The 20150-nt window shown below is 63.6% G+C and carries 16 protein-coding genes; 15 read left to right on the top strand and 1 reads right to left on the bottom strand.

What is annotated here, in order from left to right; all coding sequences use genetic code 11:
• Positions 1–28: 28 nt before the first annotated feature.
• Positions 29–3247 (bottom strand): type VI secretion system Vgr family protein, encoded by a 3219-nt coding sequence (locus tag ACEN9H_RS11200; RefSeq protein ID WP_413675571.1) that lies wholly within the window; start codon positions 3245–3247, stop codon positions 29–31.
• A 212-nt stretch (positions 3248–3459) separates the two neighbouring features.
• Here ACEN9H_RS11200 and ACEN9H_RS11195 point away from each other — a divergent pair, with 212 nt between their 5' ends.
• The 15 genes from ACEN9H_RS11195 (at position 3460) to ACEN9H_RS11125 (ending at position 20129) form a co-directional block, all read left to right on the top strand.
• Entirely contained in the window at positions 3460–3723 is a 264-nt protein-coding gene (locus tag ACEN9H_RS11195; RefSeq protein WP_036228705.1) for a PAAR domain-containing protein, read from the top strand.
• A gap of 3 nt (positions 3724–3726) precedes the next feature.
• Complete coding sequence (locus ACEN9H_RS11190) at positions 3727–5100, top strand: hypothetical protein (RefSeq protein WP_413674790.1); 1374 nt, start codon at positions 3727–3729, stop codon at positions 5098–5100.
• Complete coding sequence (gene tagF, locus ACEN9H_RS11185) at positions 5097–6083, top strand: type VI secretion system-associated protein TagF (protein ID WP_413674789.1); 987 nt, start codon at positions 5097–5099, stop codon at positions 6081–6083. The genes ACEN9H_RS11190 and tagF overlap by 4 nt, the downstream gene beginning before the upstream one ends.
• A gap of 26 nt (positions 6084–6109) precedes the next feature.
• The gene (locus tag ACEN9H_RS11180) at positions 6110–9304 is read left to right on the top strand and encodes a type VI secretion system Vgr family protein (protein ID WP_413674788.1); all 3195 of its coding nucleotides are present in this window, start codon (positions 6110–6112) and stop codon (positions 9302–9304) included.
• 35 nt (positions 9305–9339) lie between these two features.
• Positions 9340–9882: a hypothetical protein gene (locus tag ACEN9H_RS11175; protein WP_413674787.1), complete on the top strand. Its 543-nt coding sequence runs from the start codon at positions 9340–9342 to the stop codon at positions 9880–9882.
• A gap of 11 nt (positions 9883–9893) precedes the next feature.
• Entirely contained in the window at positions 9894–11537 is a 1644-nt protein-coding gene (locus ACEN9H_RS11170; RefSeq protein WP_413674786.1) for a LysM peptidoglycan-binding domain-containing protein, read from the top strand.
• 9 nt (positions 11538–11546) lie between these two features.
• Entirely contained in the window at positions 11547–12152 is a 606-nt protein-coding gene (locus ACEN9H_RS11165) for a hypothetical protein (protein WP_413674785.1), read from the top strand.
• A gap of 18 nt (positions 12153–12170) precedes the next feature.
• Positions 12171–13109, top strand: coding sequence for a hypothetical protein (locus tag ACEN9H_RS11160; RefSeq protein ID WP_413674784.1), 939 nt, complete (start codon positions 12171–12173; stop codon positions 13107–13109).
• A gap of 16 nt (positions 13110–13125) precedes the next feature.
• A complete protein-coding gene (locus ACEN9H_RS11155; RefSeq protein ID WP_413674783.1) occupies positions 13126–15975 on the top strand; it encodes a type VI secretion system Vgr family protein in 2850 nt (949 codons plus the stop codon).
• A gap of 133 nt (positions 15976–16108) precedes the next feature.
• Entirely contained in the window at positions 16109–17521 is a 1413-nt protein-coding gene (locus ACEN9H_RS11150) for a hypothetical protein (RefSeq protein WP_413674782.1), read from the top strand.
• A gap of 17 nt (positions 17522–17538) precedes the next feature.
• Entirely contained in the window at positions 17539–18120 is a 582-nt protein-coding gene (locus tag ACEN9H_RS11145) for a hypothetical protein (RefSeq protein ID WP_371766642.1), read from the top strand.
• Positions 18121–18496: 376 nt separating this feature from the next.
• Complete coding sequence (locus ACEN9H_RS11140; protein WP_413674781.1) at positions 18497–18895, top strand: hypothetical protein; 399 nt, start codon at positions 18497–18499, stop codon at positions 18893–18895.
• 58 nt (positions 18896–18953) lie between these two features.
• A complete protein-coding gene (locus ACEN9H_RS11135) occupies positions 18954–19232 on the top strand; it encodes a hypothetical protein (RefSeq protein WP_413674780.1) in 279 nt (92 codons plus the stop codon).
• A gap of 59 nt (positions 19233–19291) precedes the next feature.
• Positions 19292–19822 carry a hypothetical protein gene (locus tag ACEN9H_RS11130; RefSeq protein WP_413674779.1) on the top strand — a complete coding sequence of 177 codons (531 nt, stop codon included), beginning with the start codon at positions 19292–19294 and terminating at the stop codon, positions 19820–19822.
• Positions 19800–20129: a hypothetical protein gene (locus ACEN9H_RS11125; RefSeq protein WP_413674778.1), complete on the top strand. Its 330-nt coding sequence runs from the start codon at positions 19800–19802 to the stop codon at positions 20127–20129. The genes ACEN9H_RS11130 and ACEN9H_RS11125 overlap by 23 nt, the downstream gene beginning before the upstream one ends.
• Positions 20130–20150: the final 21 nt, after the last annotated feature.

Genomic DNA, 20150 nt, shown 5'->3' with positions numbered 1-20150 from the left:
ACATGGATAAGACAAATCGGCGAAGGGGTCAGATCTTGATTCTCTCGAAAATTCCATTAGAGCTGACTAACTCGAATGCTTCTTTCGCATAGTTGGTTTGTGGCGGCGCTCCGGCACTAAACGTCGCGGCATGCAACTCAGCACTAAAATCGGCAGCGTTCAGCGCGTGCAGCATTTTCTGTTTTTCATCCCACGTCTCCGATTCCACCTGGACGTGGATATTGATGACCTGTCCGGGGTAAACAAGCCACGTATCGCCAGGATGCAATGCATATGCTTCCGCGAGCTTTTTTTCGTCGTCCGGTGTCAGCACCACATGGCCGTCGTCATCGGTGACGCCTTCGGCAAGGAGATTTTCCTCGTCAATCAGCTGGAGCCCTTCGGGTTGTTCACGTATGGCGATTTTCCATGGTGTGTTACCCAAGGGATGACCGTTCGGGCCAGGGGTGTCCATCAGCCGCATTTTGAACTGCATGGCCCGTTGCGCCAGGGCTGAGCGCGGAAGCTTGGGCAATGCGTAGTCCATGTTGACTGGCCCCGCAAAACTCTTCTTCCCCGCATGCACCGCAATCTTCCCCGGACACTGCACCGTAATATTCCCGCCTTCGATAGTGATATTCGCCCCATCCGCCGTCGACAAACTGATCCGCTTCGCCGCCGCCCAGTCCACATGCGCATTCGCACTGACGACATGCACGTCGTCTCTCGCCTGCACATCGAGCGTCCCGGCCTGCGCCTGCATGTCGACCGCATCCTGCGCCGCGATCATCTGCAGCCCGACGCCGCCTTCGCCCGCCTTCACGGCGCCGGCCAGTATGCCGATCGCCTGCCCGGTATGCATCCGCATGGCGCCACCGGTGACGAACTGCGTGTCCTGCCCGCTCATCAGGCTGACCGTCTCGCCGTTCGACAGCTGCACCGCATCCGCAGCGGTCACACCCAGCCCGGCCTTCGCCGACAGAGCGATCACGGGCGCCGCCACGTGCGGCAGCTTGTCGTCGCCCGATGCAGCGCCATCCAGCGCCACCGTCCCGGCCACCGCATTCAACATCGCCTGCAACGGCGCCACCTTCGCATCCAGCGCGCTGGCACCGGCCTTCGTCGCACCCAGGTGAGCGGCGAGCCCCACGGTCTTGTGCGTCACGGCGGCTTCGCTGAACGTCTCGCCCAATTTGACGGCCTGTTTCAGCAGCGCGATGCCGGCCACGTTGTCGCCCGCCGGCTCGCGCGACGACACATCGTGCTCGATGCGATAACTCGAAACGAGCAAGCCCGCGCCCGCGCGCAGCGCGCCGTAGGCATCCGTGCGCAGTTCGGCGCCCTGGCCGCGCAGGCTGCCGCGGTAGTTGTCGGCGCCGTGGATCAGGTGGCCCAGGTTCAGTTCCGTCGCCGCGTGTGTCGTGCGCAGTTGCACGCGGCCCTGTGAGTCGGTGTCGTCGAACAGCAGCTGGTTGTAGCCCGCGCCGCCGAATTCCTTGGTGCGCACGCCCCACTGGGCCGCGGCGTTGCAGTGGCCCACCACGGCGGCCGAGGCGCCGTGCCACACGGGGCTGTTGCCGCCGGCGAGGTTGCCCTGGCCGGATGCCGCATGGTCGTGGGCGGCGCCGAACGGATCGGCGCCGGCGTCGCGGTGCTCGCCGCCCGGGGTCGGCGTCACGCCACCTTCGCCCTGGCCGTTGTACAGCGCGCCCGCGATGATCGGGCGGTCGATGTCGTTTTCGATGAACTGGACGATGACTTCCTGCCCGATCCGCGGCAGGAACTGGCTGCCGATGCCGCCGCCCGCCAGGCGTTGCGCCACACGCACCCAGCACGTGGCGTCGCCGCCGTCCTGCCAGTGGAAGCGGATGCGCACGCGGCCCAGGCGGTCGCAATACAGTTCGTCGGCGCCGCGTGGCGTGTCGCTACCGTCGGCGCCCACGACGATCGCGCTCTGCGCGCCCGCCGCCGTCGGGCGCGGGTGACTGCGGCCGTCGCTGCCGTCCAGTTGCGGACGCCACACGACGTCGGCGGCGACGGCTTCGAAGCAGTTCGCGTAGCCGGCCACGCGTGCCTGCGCGAGCGCCAGGCCGAAATCTTCCGGCAGGTCGTCGCGCATGGTGTCTTCCAGCAGTTCGGGGATGGGGCCGAACAACTCGGCCAGCGCATCCTGCGCCCGCGTCGGCAGGTTGTTCACGCCGACGCTCGTCACGCGCAGAATCGTGAACGGTGCTGCCGCGCCAAGTGCGCTCACCGGGGCGCCGATCACCGTCAGGCGCGTGCCGGCGCGCAGCGTGCGCAAGGTCGAACGGCCGCGCCACGACTGGCTGCGCGCCTCGCGCGCTTCCATCTGCAGGTCGGCGTAGCGGCGGGCCTGGGCACTGTCGGCATACGCGTACTGGCCCGGCGTGTCGAACGATTCGAGCCACGGCAGGCTGCCGTTCGACAGGCGCGACGGCGAGTTCGCGGCGACCGCCTGCTTGCTCTTGTAATCGTAACTGAGCACGGTAACGGCGGACGCGCCGACGCCGCGCAGCACCGCCAGCGCCTGCACGCTGTCGCTTTTTTCGCGCGCGTGCGCGCCGTGGAAGCGCGCGCCGCCGGCGCCGATGCTGGGGTCGTCGGCCACGGCGGACGCATCGCGGCTGTCCGCGAACAGCACCATGCGTGGGCCATCCTCGGCCTGTTCGAAGCGCCATGCCAGGCCTTCTTCGGCGAGCAGGCGCTCGACGAAAGCGAGGTCCGATTCGCGGTACTGGCAGCAGTAGCTGCGCGGGTTGGCGCCGTCCATGAACGGGCCGACGTCGTCGCTCCAGCGCCAGCGCGCGTCGGGCGCGTAGACGGAAAAGACGTCGTCGACGATGTCGATCACGGACTTGTCCTGCCACACGCGGCTGTTGCGCACGTGGGCCAGGCGCCACACCCAGTGCGCGATGCGGACGCGGTAGCGCGCCAGGCCGCCGTTGCTGCCCAGTTGCGCCGCCGCGCAGATCGCGCCGGCGAAGTCGGCCCGCGTGCCGTCCGCCAGGGTGACTTCGAGGGCGGCCGGCCGGCCCAGCAGCGCGGATGGATCGAGCGCGGCGCTCGTCGACAGCGCGATCACGTCGCGTACGCCGAGTCCCTGCACCGCATCGTCGGCGACGAACGCCTCGACCAGCAGTTCACCGCCCGGCAAATCCGTATCGTCGTCCCCGATCCGCAACGCGTACAGGCGCGTGACGCTGTCGAATCCGGCAAGGGCGGCCAGCGCTTCCAGCGCCTGGGTCATAGCTTGCTGCAAGACACACTCTCCAACTCATCCATACTTAACAAACTTAACTTTACGCTAATCGCAAGCGCTACGCTATAGCCTGAAAGAAACTGCACAACTGTTACAAACCGTGATTAAGAACACCGTTTTGCCCAGCTATAATGCGGGAAAAATATTGTCTGCATGTAACATTGCACGCTAAACATCTGTAACGGTGACGGAAGAAAAGCATGGCAGGACCATTGATCGTATTGGGTGACAGGACCTCGCACGGCGGCAGCGTGATCGAGGCGTCGACGCTGAGCGATTGCGACGGCAAGGGCATCGCGCGCGTAGGCGACATGACCGTGTGTCCCCGCCACGGCCGCTCGCCCATCGTCAGCGGCGACACCACGTTCATCGTCGACGGCAAGGCCGCCGCACGCCATGGCGACAAGGCCGGCTGCGGCGCCACGCTGATCGCCGGCCAGCAGGCGACGGTCGATCATGTGTAACCCGTGCCGCCGCAGCCGGATGCGGAGATCGACCTGATGGGCACATGGATCCGCGGCGGCATCCTGACGATGCTGACGTTCGGCGCGTTCTGGGGTGGCGCGATCTTCACCTGGCGCGGCACCGGCAGCGCGCCCACGACCTCGGACCTGGTCACGTACCTGGTCGCGCTGCCGCTCGCCGTGCTGGCGGGCGTGCTGCTGCTCCGCCGCCTCGCGCCCGCAGCGCCGGCGCCTGTTGCCGCTGCCCCGACGACTCCCGTTCCCGTCACGGCCGCGCGCCTGCCCGCGCTGGCGCTGGTCGACGCGGCCGTGCGCCTGCGCCACGGCGACTCGATCGACGAACTGGCCGCCACGCTGGCCGCACAACGCGCGCGCCCCGACCTGGACCCGGAACTCATCGACGACGCCGGCTATCCCGTGATGACCGTGCGCGTGCCGTCCGCCGCCGACGCCGCGTGGCGGGACGGCGCCGAGCCGTGGCTCGCCGCACAGGGCCACCTGGATGCCCGCTTCGGTGAAGCGCACTGGCGCGCCTTCGCACTGGCGAGCGGCGTCGTGGACGAACTTGCCGGCGCCGCGCTGGACGCCGCCGACGGCACGCTGCTGCGCATCGCCCCGCTGGCGCCGGCCGACTGGACCGCCGCGCAGCGCACGGCGGCCGGCGCGTGGCTCGCGCACGTGGCCGCGCTGGCGGGATGGGATGCGGACAAGGTGACCGTCAGTCCTGCGCCGCCGGGCGAACCCGTCGCCGCCGCGAGTGCCCTGTTGTCGGTACTGGCCGTCCAGGCGGTCACTGAGCCGGTGCTGACCCTCCTCGTTGCTTTCGATTCGCGCATCGACCAGGTCCGCGTCGACCGGATGGCCGCCGACGGCACGCTGTTCACGGCGACCCATCCCCAGGGGCTGGTGCCGGGCGAAGGCGCGGCCGGGCTCCTGCTGGCCGATGCCGCGCACGCGGCGCCGACGCTGCAGGCGGCGAGCACCACGCGCGGCGCATCGGCCGACGCGGCGGCGCGCGCCGACGCCACCGACCTGCGCCGCCTGGCGGAACGGCTGCTCGCCGAGACGGCCGTCGACGCCTCCGCCGTGTCCGCGCTGTTCGCGGATGCCGACCACCGGAGCAATCGCGTCCTCGAGGCGATGGCACTGGCCCACGACGATTTGCCGCACCTCGACGCCGGCATCGATGTCAGGACCACCGGTCCCGCCTGCGGGCAGTCCGGTGCCGTGGCCTTCCTGGCCGCGCTCGCGCTGGCCCGCCACCATGCGGTGGAAGGCGCGGGCGCCGTGCTGTGCGTCGCGAACAACGATCCGATCCATCGCAGCGTCGCCCTGGTCCGTCCGGCCGGCGCCGCCGCTGCCGCCACCGTCGGATGAGTCGCGCGTCCACCCATGTGTCGATCGGCTATTTCGGCAAGATCCCCAGCCGCGGCGACTTCGTCAAGGGTTCCGACAACCCGGCGCTCGTCAAGCTGCTGGACGACTGGCTCGCGCGTGCCATGGACCTCATGATGGCCGACGCGCAGTGGAAATCGCGCTACGACGCGGTCGCCCCGCTGCACTTCGTCATCGCGGGTCCGCGCCGCCGGCATGCGATCGCCGGCCATATCGTGGCCAGCAGCGACGCATCCGGACGGCGCTTCCCGTTCCTCATGACAGGCATGCTCGACGTGGCCGAACCGGATGCGTTCGTCGCGTCGGCACCGCAGATGCTGGGTGTCCTGTGGAGCCGCCTGGAAGCGCTCAGCAAGGGACTGGTGACGGCCCCCGACGCCGACGCGCTGCTGCACGCGGCCGCCGGCCAGGTCGTCGAACTCGACCTGCGCTCGCACGCGCACGCGCCGGCGTTCGCCGACTTCATCGAACTGCAGTCGCTCGACACGCTGCAGGCGCTGCTGGCGCAGGCCGGCTATGCGGGCCCGGTGCGCCGGGCGCTGCTGGCGCTCGGCCTGCTGCTGCAACCCGTCCTGGCCAGCAGCACGAGCCGGCTGGAGAAAAGCCTCGTGCTGCCGCTGCCGGCCGATCCGCTGTACCGCGGCCTCGTCGGCGCCTACTGGATGCATGCAATTGCCCCGTTCCTCGCACGCGCCGATTTCGAGCTCGCCCTGTTCGTCACGCGCCTCGGCGCGCAGCCGCGCCTCGTGCTCGGCTTCGGCGGCGCGTCTGCGCACACGCTGCAGGCGGTCATGGATCCGCAGGCAGCCAGCGAGCGCCACATCGCGTTCGATGACCTGGACTGGGTCGAAGACCAGGTCGGCACCGACTATGCGGTCGCCAAGGTGTCCCGGCACCTGGAGCGGCCCGGCGTCTCGCTCAAGTCCGCGCTGGATGCGTTGGGCGCGGCATTCATCGGCACCTGAACCATGCGACTACGAGAACCCCGCGTATGCTGACATCCTCTCTTCCTCTGACGGCCCAGGCGATCCGGGCGCTCGTGGCGCGCTTCACCCAGTCGAGCCGCGTGCTGCGCCTGCATACGCCGCTGGGTGATGACGTCCTGCTCGCCGAATCGCTGCACGGCGAGGAAGCCATCGCGACGGGTTACCGGCTGCGCGTCTCGGCCCTGTCGACGGATGCGGGGCTGGCGCTGAAGTCGCTGTTGGGCCAGCCCGTGCTGCTCGAGCTGCTGGCCGGCCCGTTCCAGGGCGTGCGTCCGTTCCACGGCCACGTGACGGCGGCCGAGATGACGGGGGCGAACGGCGGCCTGGCCAGGTACACGCTGACGATCGAACCCTGGACGGCGTTCCTCGCACTGGGCCGCGACAGCCGCGTGTTCCAGGACAAGACGATCGTCGACATCATCGACACCGTGTTTGCCGCATACGACGGCAAGGGCAGGCTGGCGCCGGCCTGGCGGTTCCAGGTCGACCGCCCGCTCTACCCGCAGCGCAGCCTGACGACGCAATACCAGGAAAGCGATCTCGCGTTCGTGCGGCGCCTGATGAGCGAGGAAGGCCTGTTCGCCTTTTTCGAGCACGAGGGCGATCCGGACGGCGCGACGCTGGGCGCGCACACGCTCGTCATCGCCGACAGCAACGACGCGTTCAAGCCGAACACGCAGGCGCTCGTGCGCTTTACGCAATCCGGCGCCGTGATGCGCGAGGACAGCATCGACCGCTGGCGCACCGAGGCGCGTCTCGCGACGAACGCCGTCGAACTGCGCAGCTGGGACTATCGCGCGCGCCAGGTGCGGGCCGTCGGCGCGGCCGGGCAGGATCCGGTCGAACTGGCCAGCCGCGACATCCCCGGCGTGTACGCATACACGAGCCGCGAGCACGGCGCGCGCATCGCCGAGCGCCAGTTGCAGGCACTGGAAGCGGGCAAGGTCGTCCACGTGGGCGCCGGCACCGTGCGTACCTTCACGCCGGGGACGACGTTCACACTGGCGGACCATGGCGCCTGGGGCAGCGCGGCCGATCCGTTCCTGCTCGTGCGCGTGCGCCACCTGGCGCACAACAACCTGGATGCCGATACCGCATCGACGCTGACCCGTCACCTGGGCCACGATCCGGTCGCGGCGCTCAACGACGAGATCCTGTCGGCGAGCCTGCATGCGCGCGGCAAGCGCGTTGCGGAACGCCCCGTGTACCGCAACAGCTTCGACGCGATCCCCGCCGCGACGCCGTACCGCGACAGCCAGCTGGATGGCCACGGCCGCGTGCTGCATCCGCGCCCGACGGTGCAAGGCCAGCAGACGGCCATCGTCGTCGGCCCGCCCGGCACCGCGATCCACACGGACCGCGACCACCGCATCAAGGTGCAGTTCCACTGGCAGCGCGGCGAGGCGAGCCACAGCCGGCTCGATCATCCCGACGCGGACCGCCACACGGGTGCGCCGGCCGACGACCGCGCCGGCACCTGGGTGCGCGTGGCGACGCCGCTCGCGCCGGTCGCCGGCGCCAACTGGGGCAGCCACGCCCTGCCCCGCGTCGGCCAGGAAGTGCTGATCGATTTCCTTGACGGGAACATCGACCGGCCAGTCGTCATCGGCGCCGTCTACAACGGTGCGGGCGCCGGCGACGCCCAGCACAACACGGTGGTCGGCGGCCCGGGTGCGGCGACCGGCAACGCGGGCGCGTGGTTTCCCGGCGCCGCGGGCGCACACGCCCATGCGGCGGTGCTGTCCGGCCTGAAAAGCCAGGCCATGCAGGCCAGCGGCAACGGTGCCGGCGCGTACAGCCAGCTCGTATTCGACGACACACCGGGACAGGCCCGCGTGGCGCTGCAGCGGCATGCGAAGGCGCATCGGGGGACGGCGGAGCTGAATCTCGGGCATCTGGTGCATCAGACGGATAACCAGCGGTTGGGGGCCGTGGGGCTGGGGGCGGAGCTGAAGACGGAGCATGGGATGGCCGTGCGCGGACGCCTTGGCCTCCTCGTCTCCGCCGACCGGAGCGGGGCGGATGCCGCGCAGATGGAGGCGCGCCCGGCCCGGCAGCAGATCGACGCCGCGCAGTCGCTCGCGACGTCGCTGGCGGAGACCGCGCAAAAACACAATGCCAGGCTGGCGGACGAACCAGCGCCGGACAAGCTGACGGCCATCGCCCAGCTGGCGGCCGGCGCTACCGCGATCGACAGCACGTCGACGCCGGCCGGCACGCAAGGTGCCGCCGCCTTCGATGCGCCGCAGATCCAGCTCACGGGCCCGGCCGGCATTGCGGCGGCCACGCCGGCAAGCGCGGTATTCGTCAGCGGCGCGACCAGCGCGATTGTCGCGGGCCAGGACGTCAACGCCGCCGCACAAGGGGCAATACATCATGCCGTCAAGGCCGGCATCAGCCTGTTCACATACGGTAAAGCGGCCAGCGCCACGAAACCGAACCAGGAAGCCGGGATCCGCCTGCATGCCGCCAGCGGCAAGACAAGCGTACAAAGCCAGTCCGGCCCCGCGCGCCTGACGGCCGACAAAGCCGTGACCTGTGCCAGCGTTTCCGGGACGGTGACCAGCGCGGCGAAAGACCACCTGCTGATGACGGCCCAGGGCGCGTATCTCAAGCTGGAAGGCGGGAACATCATGCTGCACTGCCCCGGCACCGTCAGCTTCAAGGCCACGCACAAGGAGTTCGCCGGGCCGCAGCGCGCCTACGGACCGGAACTGGACTTCACGCATCCGTCACCCTTGAAAGTCGAGGTTGTCCCCGCCCGCATGAGCACGCGCGTCATCGTCGACAGGCCGTTGCAGGACCTGATCGGCGCCAGCAGCAGCGGCGCCGTGCCTTACCGCTTCATCGACCACACGGGCACCCTGGTCGCCAAGGGCAAACTGGACGACAACGGCGCGACGCAACGCGTCTTCCACCAGACGCAGAGGGATTACACGGTACTGCTCGGCGAGCCTGGCGAGTGGCACCGCGTCGACCACGCGGACGATGACACGGCATGCGGTTGCGGAGGCGAGGACCATGACCACGACGCCGGCGAAGGCGGAGAACATGATGCTGCGGCCGTCGTCGACCAGGCAGACGAATCGCCGGAAGGCGCACTGCCGGCCTACGATGCGGCGTTCGAGCGCCAGCTGCTCGATCACCTGGTCTTTGCGGATCCCGCGATTCTGCAGGCAATCGAGGATGGCGAAGCATGATGCCGTCGTCCCACACATCGAGGATGGAGAAGAACATGAAGGTTTTGCGTAACGTCGCGGCGGCCGCTCTCGCCACTGCCTGGTTCGCTGTCCATGCGCCGGCGGTTGCGGCGCCGGCACACAACGAGGTGAAGCTCACTTACGGCGTCAACGAGGTCAAGCTGGGCAAGATGTCGCTGCGCATCGTGCGCGGGATGGTCGCCAACGGCACGGCGAGCAGTTTCGACACGTTCACCGTGTACCTGATGCCGGACAGCGTGGGCGATCCGTGGCTGCAGGTGACGACCAGCACGCCGAAGGGCCTGGGCTACAACTTCCGCAACTACGAGTCCGGCGATGCGAATACGCAGGCCGTTGCGTTCTACATCGAAGGAAATCACCTGTTCGCGGTCCAGGCGACGAAAGTCGGGCCCAGCGCCGATGCGCAGGGTGCGCGCAAGACGCCGTTTGATTTCGAAGTCGTCCGGTTCAACGAGAACGAGGATATTCCGCTGTTCAAGAGCGACAGCAAGCAACGTTCGAAGGGCCAGTACGTGGATGGACGCGATGCGATCGGCCATGAATTCTTCGGCCGCTGAGGGGTAAACCGATGTTCGTACGTGCGACCTATTATCGCGAAAAGAAGACCGTCCACTACTTCGACGAGAACGGCGAAGAGACGCTGTACATCGGCGGCTCCTTCGCGTGGCGCACCAACAATCCCGGCAACATGGCCAAACCGGGCAAGCGTGTCGTCAGCACGAGTATCGGCTATGCCCAGCGCACATCCAACCCGAAAAGCCTCTTCCTGATTTTTCCCGACCGCGCGACCGGCGATGCCGAGCGCATTCGCCTGCTCAAGGAGGTCTACGGCGACAACTCGATCGCATCGATGATCGAGGCGTACGCGCCGCGCAATGAAAACGACACCGACGGCTATATCGCCACCGTGAGCAAGGCGACCGGCGTCGACAAGTCCACGCGCCTGGATGCGCTGACCGACGACCAGTTCAAGAAACTGACGGCGGCGATGGCGAAGCACGAAGGTTGGATCCCCGGGAAGATCGTCCCGCTGGGCAAACCGAAGACGGCGGAATTGCGCGACAAGCTGCAGCAGCCGCTGGCCGGGCAGCCGGTCACCCTGAGGGGCGGCAAGCAGGAGATCACCGTCAAGACGGATGCCGGCGGCGCCCTGCCGCTGTTGTACCCGAAGCTGTTCGAGGACAAACTGTCGCTCTACCTCGACAACGTGGGCGACAAGATCGGCGATCTGCTCGACACCGGCACCGGGTACGCGTGTACGTTCATCGCACCGTACTTCGCGATGCAAAGCAATGCCGAGGTCCACGAGACCAAGGCCAGGACGGCGCCGCTGATCCACATCGTCAAGGGCGGGGAAACCCTCGGCACGATCGCCGCAAAATATCCGGGCGTGACCGTCGATGCACTGGTCGCGGCGAACGGGCTGAAAGACCGCAACCGGATCTTCGCGCGCCAGCACCTGCGCATTCCCGGCAAGGCCGCGGCAACCGCGCCCGCGCCGAAACCGGCATCGCCCCCGAAGCCGGCCGCGGCGCCAGCCAAACCGGCACCGAAGCCGCAACCGAAGCCACGTCCTTCCCCGGCACCCGCCGTCCAGGTCGACCGCCAGCGCACCGACAAGAATCATCCGATTACGGTACTGAGCAGCCCCCAGCTGGAAGCCAGCGGCAAGCAGTGGTGCGGACGGTTCCTCGGGAATAACACGCTGGCGGGCCTGAATGGCGACTTCCGTCCGAAGGCGACGCGCTTCATCGCCGCGCTCAAGACCGCGGGCGTCGGCGTGAAGATCAACGCCGTCTTCCGTCCGATCGAACGCTCCTACCTGATGTACTGGTCGTTCATGATCTGCCGTGGTACCGACCCGACCACCGTCCCGCCCTGGCCGAACGTTGCCATCGACTGGACACATCGTGGTTCCGACGGCAAGCCGGATCTCGCGGCCGCCAAACAGGCGGCGGAAGACATGTGCAAGGGCTACGGCATCAAACCGCACTCGAAGTCGCAAAAAGTCGGCCGTCCCAAGCGCTCACGCCACAACTTCGGCGGCGCGCTGGACATGAACCTGAGCGCCTATGTCGGTAAATCCGTCAAGGACGCCGACGGCAAGGACGTCAAGGTGAAAGGGTTTTCGACGCTGGTCGACATCGGCGCGACCTATGGCGTCCTCTACTATCCACAGGAAAACATGCACTGGTCCGACACCGGACACTGATCGATGCCCATGAAAAAATATCTCTTCTTCCCCCTCTGCGCGCTGGCCTGTGCCGGTTGCCATGCCGACGGCCTGCCCATCACGGGTGTCGTCGAACAGATTCCCGTCATGGCCGACGGGGCCACTGTCAGCGCGCGGCCGGTCTACGTCATGACCGACCAGAAGTTGTCCGCGCCGGCCGTTTTTAGCGGCCTGCAAGGCGTCGGATCGACGCTGACCGTCGCCTGCTGCTTCGAAGTCAGGAACACGGCGCCAACCTCGCTCGACGCCGAGCTGGCGAAATACGGCAAGGATCCCGAGTTCGCCGCCCACATGAAAAGCATCAAGGGCTATCGCTACATCTACATCGCGCAGCCCTCGTCCGACAAGCAGCGCTGGACGCCGCTGATGAAAACGCTCGCGCGGAATGCTGCGAACCCGGACGACGCTTCGCCGTTTTCCGCGGCCGCTGTCGCGGCGCAGTTCGACAAGCCGACCTTGCCCGCGTCGTTCAGTGCCAACAATGTAACGATGACGCTGCAGGTCCGCACGGACAAGAAGACTGGCCGCACGGTGTATGCATTCACGCAGGGCGGCAACAAGGTCGAGTTCTCTGAAAGCGCCTTCGCGGACTGATCGCCGCGAGACACCGACATGAACAACATTGCCCCGGTCCTGGCCATGAGCATCGCGGCGACGTGCTGCCTGCCGGCTTCCGCCCAGCAGCTCGACGTTGCGAGGTTCCTCAAGGAACGCGGTGCGGAGAGCGCCGAACTGCGTCAGCTGGCGCGCTCGCCCAGTCCGGCGGTAGTACCCGTCGCGTTCTACGACAAGGACGGCATGGCGCCGAGCTGCGGCCTTCTCGTTGCCGTCCCCCACGCGGCGAAGCCACGCTATATCGACATACTGGATGCGGACAGCGGCAGCACGTTTCCGCAATGCGTCGCGATACCGTCGATCAGGGCGTTCCGCCTGCAGGACAGGCGTTACCTTGCCATCGAATATCTGGACCGGGACACGCGCGACGATACCTATCGTTATTTCCATTACGTGTACGATGACCCGGCCCAGGGCTTCGTCGAGGACAAGATGCTCAACGACGGGGTCCCGTCGTCCGATTTGAGGAAAGACGCCGACGGCATCAAGCTTGCACGCGAGACGATGATGCGCAAGACGTTCCCGCAATGGCGCTTCCTGGAACGTCACTTCATCGCGGGTGACACGTCCTCATTTGCCACCTTCGAGGACGGCCATGCCCGCGCCTGCCATTTCGCGATGGAAGCCGGCGCCAAACCGCTATCGGCAAACCTGGCCGAGGTGGCGTCGACGACCGGGTGCGCCAGCGTCCTCGCTGCTACTCGGCTGGACGCACCCGCCGCGACGTACTACATCTCCATGTTCAGATCGGACGCCGGCAAGCAGCTGGTCGCCATCGCGTCCATCGCGAACGACGGCACGCTGAAGGTCGAAAAGACCTGCCGCCGACATCAACGGCGCAGGCGCAACCGGCGATATCAGGGCGGCCAGGACCGCACTGTCGCAACGCCTGGGCGCCCTCCGCAATCCACCAACCCGACAATGACACTGTTCTGACATGGATCTCGCAACGTTGAGCGAAGCACTCCGCCGCTTCGGCACTGGCCTGTCCCAGCACGCCCGCCTGATCACGCTGGCCAGCGCGCACGACGCCGCGCTGCCGCAATCCCCGCTCGCGGAAAGCGTGCGCGGTCGCGAAGCCGTCAACGATGTATATCGTTTCGACGTCGACGCACTGAGCACGTCGACGGATCTCGATCTCGCGGGCTTCATCGGCGAAGAATTGACCGTCGGCCTGCTGCAGCCCGACGGGTCGCGCCGCGCGTGGCACGGCATCTGCACCGCGGCCGAGTGGCTGGGCGCGGACGGCGGCGTCGCGCGCTACCGGCTGCGCCTGGAGCCCGCGCTGGCCCTGCTGCGCCTGCGCCGCGACAGCTACATCTTCCAGGACAAGAACGTCCGCGACATCGTCACCGAACTGTTCGCGGACTACCCGCAACTGCGCTTCGACTTCGACATCACGCAGGACCTGCCGCCGCGCCCCATCTGCACCCAGTACCGCGAAAGCGACTACGATTTCTTCGTGCGCCTGATGGCGTCGGAGGGCCTGTCCTGGCGCTTCGAGCACGACCAGGCCGTCACGGCCGAAGACGGCCAGGCGCGGCACCGCGTGATCATTTTCGACAGCGCGGCCGAGTTTCCCGCGACGCCGGGCGACGCCGCCATCCGTTTCCACGGCGTGCGCGCCACCGACACCGACGACGCCATCGACGGCTTCCGCGCGCGCCGGCGCGTGCAGGCGAACGCCGTCTCGATCAGCAGCTGGGATCCAGCCCAGGTCCGCGCGCCCGCCGCCGAACAGCAATCGATCCTGGATGCCGGCGCGCTGCCGCTGCTGCCGGTGTACGACGGCGCCGGCGAACGCATCGCCACCGACGCCGGCGCGGCCGACCTGCACAGCCGCCTGATGCTGCAGGCGCTGGAACTGGACAACAAGCTGTTCGAAGGCGAAGGCGCCGCGCGCCGGCTCGCCGCGGGCCATGCGTTCACGCTGACGCAGCACGACCGCTACCCAGACGGCGACAACGCCTTCAAGATGCTGTGGGTCGAGCACGAGGCGCGCAACAATGTCGGCGCGCAGATCGCGGCCGTGGACCGCGGCGGCGTCGAACCCGGCACGTACCGCAACCGGTTCGGCTGCGTGCGCGACGCCGTGCCCATCGTCCCGCACGCGACCGCCCTGCCCCAGCCACACACGGCGCTCGGCCCGCAGACGGCGCTGGTGGTCGGCCTGCCGGACAGCGTCGCCACCACGACCCGCGACCACCAGGTGCGCGTGCAGTTCGCCTGGCAGCGCGGCGCCGCGGCGAACCGCGGTGGACTGGATCACGACACGGACGACGCGGGCTGCGCTCCCGGAAACGACCGCTCGGGTACGTGGGTGCGCGTGGCCGAAGCGCTGGCGGGCCCCAACTGGGGGTCGCAATTCACGCCGCGCATCGGCACCGAAGTGCTGGTCGACTTCATCGACAACGACATCGACCGCCCCCTCGTGGTCGCGCAGTTGTACACGGGCGCGGATGCGCCGCCGTTCGCGGCGGGCGTCGATTCCGGCGTTGACCACGCGGGCACGATCTCGGGCATCCATACGCAGACGTTCGACGGCGCCGGCTGGAACCAGTGGCAGCTGGACGACACGCAGGGCCAGCTGCGCATGCGCCTGGCCACCAGCACGGCGGCCACGCAGCTCAATCTCGGACACCTCGTCCGCCAGGCGCCAGGCGGCGCGCAGCGCGGCCACTACCGCGGCAGCGGCTTCGAACTGCGCACGGATACCTGGGCCGTCGTGCGCGGCGCCGAAGGCGTGCTGCTGACGACGCGCGCACGCGCCGCGCAAGGCGCCGGCGTCAGCTCGACGCAGATGGACGCGGCCGAAGCGGTAGACAGCCTGAAAGCGGCGCAGTCGCTCGGCACTACTCTGCTGGGGGCTGCGACGGGACAGCATGCGCTGACCAGCAAGGCGGCCGTGCAGGCGCAGAAGGATTTCCTCGCGCAGATCGATCCGGCCGACAAGGGCAACTTCGCCGGTCCGGTGAACGGCCAGGATGCCGCGAAGCCGACGCCCGGATCGCGCGACCTCGACCCATCGTCGCCCGTCGAAAAATTCGGCGCGCCGGTCGTGCTGCTGGATTCGCAGGCCGGCATCAACTGGGCGACACCCGCGTCGACCGTGCTGTTCGCGGGCCAGCATCTGCACTGGACGACGCAGTCGGACATGCACGTGACGGCGGCGTACACGTCGTCGTCGGTGTCGGCCGAGGCGACGTCGTTGTATGCGCACGAGGGCGGCATACAGGCGGTTGCCGGTAACGGGCCGGTGTCGGTGCAGGCGCATACGGACCAGCTCGAGATTTTGGCGGACAAAGAGGTCACTGTCATCTCGGTCAATGACGGGATCGAGGTCAAGGCGAGCAAGAAGATCGTGCTGCAGGCGGGGCAGGCGTCGATCACGCTGGAGGGGAAAGACATTACGTTTGCTTGCCCGGGCACGTTTTCCGTTAAAGGCGCGCAACAAGTATTTGATGAAGGTTCATTCGGTGCCGCACGATTGGAAGAGCTCCCACATCGTCTTGTTACACCAATACTACAGCCATATAGCATACGCTGGGCAGCGACATCGGCTATCACGGGTAAGCCGGCGGAAGGCGTCGATGTCGACGTCTTTGACACCGAAAGCTTCGAGGTTGCGTATACCGGCACTACGCAAGGCGATGGCAGGACGCAGCGACTAACCGATCAAGAACGTCCGCAAGAATTCGTCGTCCTTGTCGGAAGCGGAAATTGGGTTACCGACATAACTGCCGATCAGGACCCCGTGACGTTAGAACCAGACGACTGGATGGATTTGGAGGCAGAAGAATGAACAGGATATATGTGGTAAAAAAGGGCGACACCCTAACCGGTATTGCGGCCCGGGAAAAGGTCGATCGATATGAACTCGCCTCATTAAACGACATACACAACCATAATCTCATTAAAAAGATCAAGTACTTATATTGCCGCGTCTGGCTATCAAGGTAACACCTGAAGAGCTCGGTCCGTTACCACTCCCGCAACTCGATGATCTCTCGATTATTACTTGCCAGTTTATTGATGCCTCAAATGAGCCTATAGAAGGCATGCACGTCAATCTAACGATTGGCGCACACAAATTGCATCACTCAACTGACAGCGATGGATTCGTCCCTGCTGTCGTCCTCGAGCCGAGTGACGAAATTAAGGTTTCCGTGAAGACAATGGCCGGAGAATGGAAGACCATTTCCGAGGTAAAGCCAGCGGGTCCCACAACACACGCGCGAGTTGTTAGTCCAAAAATAAAAAGGACTTCTGAACAGAAATTACATGAAGGTCCAGCTCAACCTGCCAAACCTGTCGAAACAACCCGACAAGAGATTGGAAGCACTACCTTTACTCGGAGCCAGAACGGCCATCCTGTACAGCAGGTCGCATTGGAATGTCCGAATCCTGAAAATCTGAGGCTGGAAGCCAACCATAAGTATCGCGAAATCATTCTTGGAGCCTCGCGACGTTCAAAACTGTCTCCTCATGCTATTGCTGCCATTATGAACGCAGAGGCGGCTCGCATTATAAACGTAAAAAAATTGCCAGTTATTGACAAAAAAACTGGCAAACAAAAAACTGACGCACATGGCACGCCAGTATTTATCAAGCAAACATACGACACTGGTGAGTGGGACCCTCGTTCTGAGAATCCAAGATCGTCTGCCAGAGGAATGACACAGTTTCTTGACGCCACATGGATAAGTCTGACCCTCACCAAGGGCACGTTCTTGTACGAACGCGCTAAACGCGAGGGATGGATTACTGAAAAGACAAAGACCGTGCTGCGCGGTAAAGACAAAGTAGAGAAAACATATCCTCAATTCAACTTGGCTGACGGCACAGTAATCACTTCCGCACCGAAATCCAGCCTCGATAGATTACTTTCTTCACGTAGGTTTATACAGAAATGGGCCACGTCGAGTGATACGAATATTCAAAATCTCCTGGATTTGCGATATGATCCCGAATGCGCGATCAATACAGCCGTTGACTATGGCCTTCAGAACCTCGAGATATTGAAGTCTAAAGGCGTAAAAGTAGACAGCATTCCAGACGGGGAAAAGGCGAAAGTGATATATCTAACCCATCATCTCGGAGCAAATGATGCTATATCTTTCATTTATAATACAATGAGTGCAAAGAAGGCGGAGCTTCTTCTTAGAACCCAGGTCAAAGATGAAGGCGCGGAAATACGTGCAAAGCGGGCGGGTGGTGATTATCTCAAGGCCCATCGAAATTGGCTCGGCGAGTTTATTGACAACAAGATCATAATTTTCGACAAAATGTGTACAAGACAGGGCACGCTCCCGCGCCACCTTATTGACCTTACAATCGCTATTCGCTAATCAATCATCAATAAATAATGAAAAAGCTCTATTTTACAATCTTGCTTTGCACCGTCGCAAGTTTGTGCCACTCAGAAAACGCCAAAAGGCCGATTGACGCACAACAAAAAGTCTTGTTGGACGAACGAGGCTCCGATTATTATTCTTACCATACCGGACTGGGAACGCTTGAGTTTTTGGACCGTTCAGGCTCGCGGGGAACCCCTGCAATAAAAATTCTCTTGAACGGAAAAGCCATCGTGAATTTAGAAGGCGTTACCGACAAAGGAGGATCCGAGCAATCACTCATGCTTGACAGCTTCTCAAATGTCATCGATTGGGCTTCCAGCAAAGGTAATCAGAGCGGCCCGAGTGATGTGAAAAGGATGATCGTTTCTGTTGGCGCAACGAGTAACTGCGTGAGACGTTATATCATGCTTGACTTTACTGACACAAAGCCCTTTGTATCTAAGCCGTTCTCCTACAATCCTGACGATGATATATGCGAACACCTGAAAAAAGTCAAGTGGGGAAAACAGGAAACCTTTATTGATTTAGCTGGACCTCAGCGCTATTTATATCGCCCTCAACGGGAAGTGATAGGTCCGATCGGCGATTGATACCACCTTTTTGAAAATTAACTCATCTTTGAAATATTTCTGAAATGAAATACAGTCGCCTATCCGGCAGCCGTAGGCTCGGTCTGCCGGACAGCGGCTCCACTATTCGCGTTATCGATGGCGCCCCTAGCTATGCGTTAATATAAAAGACTTGCCTAAAACATGAGTATCGGCTGGAGCGTCTTTTTAGGCGTACCGACTATTTTATCTACGATCAAAGTACAAATACTTTACGAGGAATATGGTCGGCATCGACGCAAATCAATACCGCAATTCCATTCCCCACCGCCGAGCCGGAAATAGCGATTAAAAGAATAAAAGACGGGTATAAATTGATTGGACGGGATCGTTTCCGAGCGATAGTCCACCAACGCAAATGACAGTCCATAATATTTATAAACACGAAGTCAAAAAGGACGGGCGACCAGCTACCGTAGAAGACCCGCAAGATGTCTTGCTGCGCGAGGCGCGCGCGGAGCAGAACAAAATAAAGGCTGATGGGCCTGATCAGGTTCGCTGGAAAATTCCGATCTATTCAACCTCCACGAAAAAACCTGATCTGGAGATGCTGATAACGAAAAGTACGAAATTCTCAATGCGACTGGAGCCGGCGCAAGGGTTTCTTTATTTCAGCCTCCCCGAATTTCAATCACGCATTCAAAATCGACAAGCCAAACACCCCCGGCAATCTTTGCCCAAGGTACAACTTCCAGATTGTCGACGCTTCGGACAAGCACGCGGTGATACAGAAAAGCTGTCCGCGGCTCCTGTATAGAACAAGTAAATTCTTCAGTGGCGTCACGTACTATTTGTATGACGTTCCTACTGCCAGCATGCGTGACATCTGGCGGGCAAGCGCTGTCGGCAGCAAGAATCCATTACCGCTGGCCGAACCGGTTCCTTTAATGGAAATTATCGACAGTGGCTATCTTTTCGGCTGGAATGGAGTGCGCGCGGGCGGTTCTTCGACAAGTTCAGCCACCATTCAGAATAAGTATGTTAGAAAAGCGAAAAACAACAAGCAAACCCTGGTTTGTATTGATATGACAGTACCAGGCGGCGCCGTTGAGGACGACATGTGTGAGGGACGCACCGTCCCCAAAACGAACTAAGTCATGTGCGAGTTCGAGGGCGATGGCTCCACATATAAGGGAAAATAATGAAGTGTTGCTTGAAGCGAGTCCATAATCACCCTGTATGCCTGCTGAGGCCAGCCAAGACTGGTCTCACCGTGGCGATATTACTTGCCGCAGCCGGCCTCTGCGTTTCCGGCTGCTCGCCACAAGATAAAAAACTCAAAGCTTCCAACGATATCAAGGCATTGCAACAACTCGTCGATCTACCCGCCGACCTAAAGTCGGCCCGGTGGGAAATGTTCGGAACTCCGGAATACGATGGTGGCGTCCCAGGACACACAGATTACATGACGCTTGTCGCGGAAATCGAACCGCTCACGCATACCGATGGCTTCACGCGCGGTACGAACGACAAACTTATTTATATTGTCCCGGAAGCCGCACGGCCCTGGCTCTCGAACCAATTCCGCACTATGCTGGAGAAGAACAGGAACGCAAATATCAATCTCACGACAGCTGGCGGATGCCATGAATATGATACGGAGATAAAGGGCTCTGGCCGCAAGGTGAGCGGTTTTTCCTGCAAAAAATCTGGAAAAATACTTGTCTATCTTTCAATATTTTGATGACTCGATTGCCTGGCCGTTTCTTCGACCATGGCCAGCACAAAAAGATGCGCCATTGCACGCGCCCGCGGGTCTCTGGCTACGCAATAGATTCACGTTCGTAGCGCCCGGGGAATCGATCAAGATGGACGAGTACCGTTCGTCAACGGCGATCAGGGGCCTGAGGGAATGGATGATTGATCTTTCTGCGAAGTACACCATCAATATCCCCGTCAAACTGGAAGGCGCCAAGGTTCCGGTGCGCCAGACCACAAGCACGTCACTCCGGATTATTGGACGCGACAGGGCCGAACTCGACGACAAATAACGCGACCTGAGCGGCTCCCAA

The organism is Massilia cellulosiltytica (assembly GCF_047325105.1).
GTDB lineage: Bacteria > Pseudomonadota > Gammaproteobacteria > Burkholderiales > Burkholderiaceae_D > Telluria > Telluria orientalis.
Note: the sequence above shows the minus strand (reverse complement) of the source record. Positions and strands in the feature narration are given on the sequence as shown.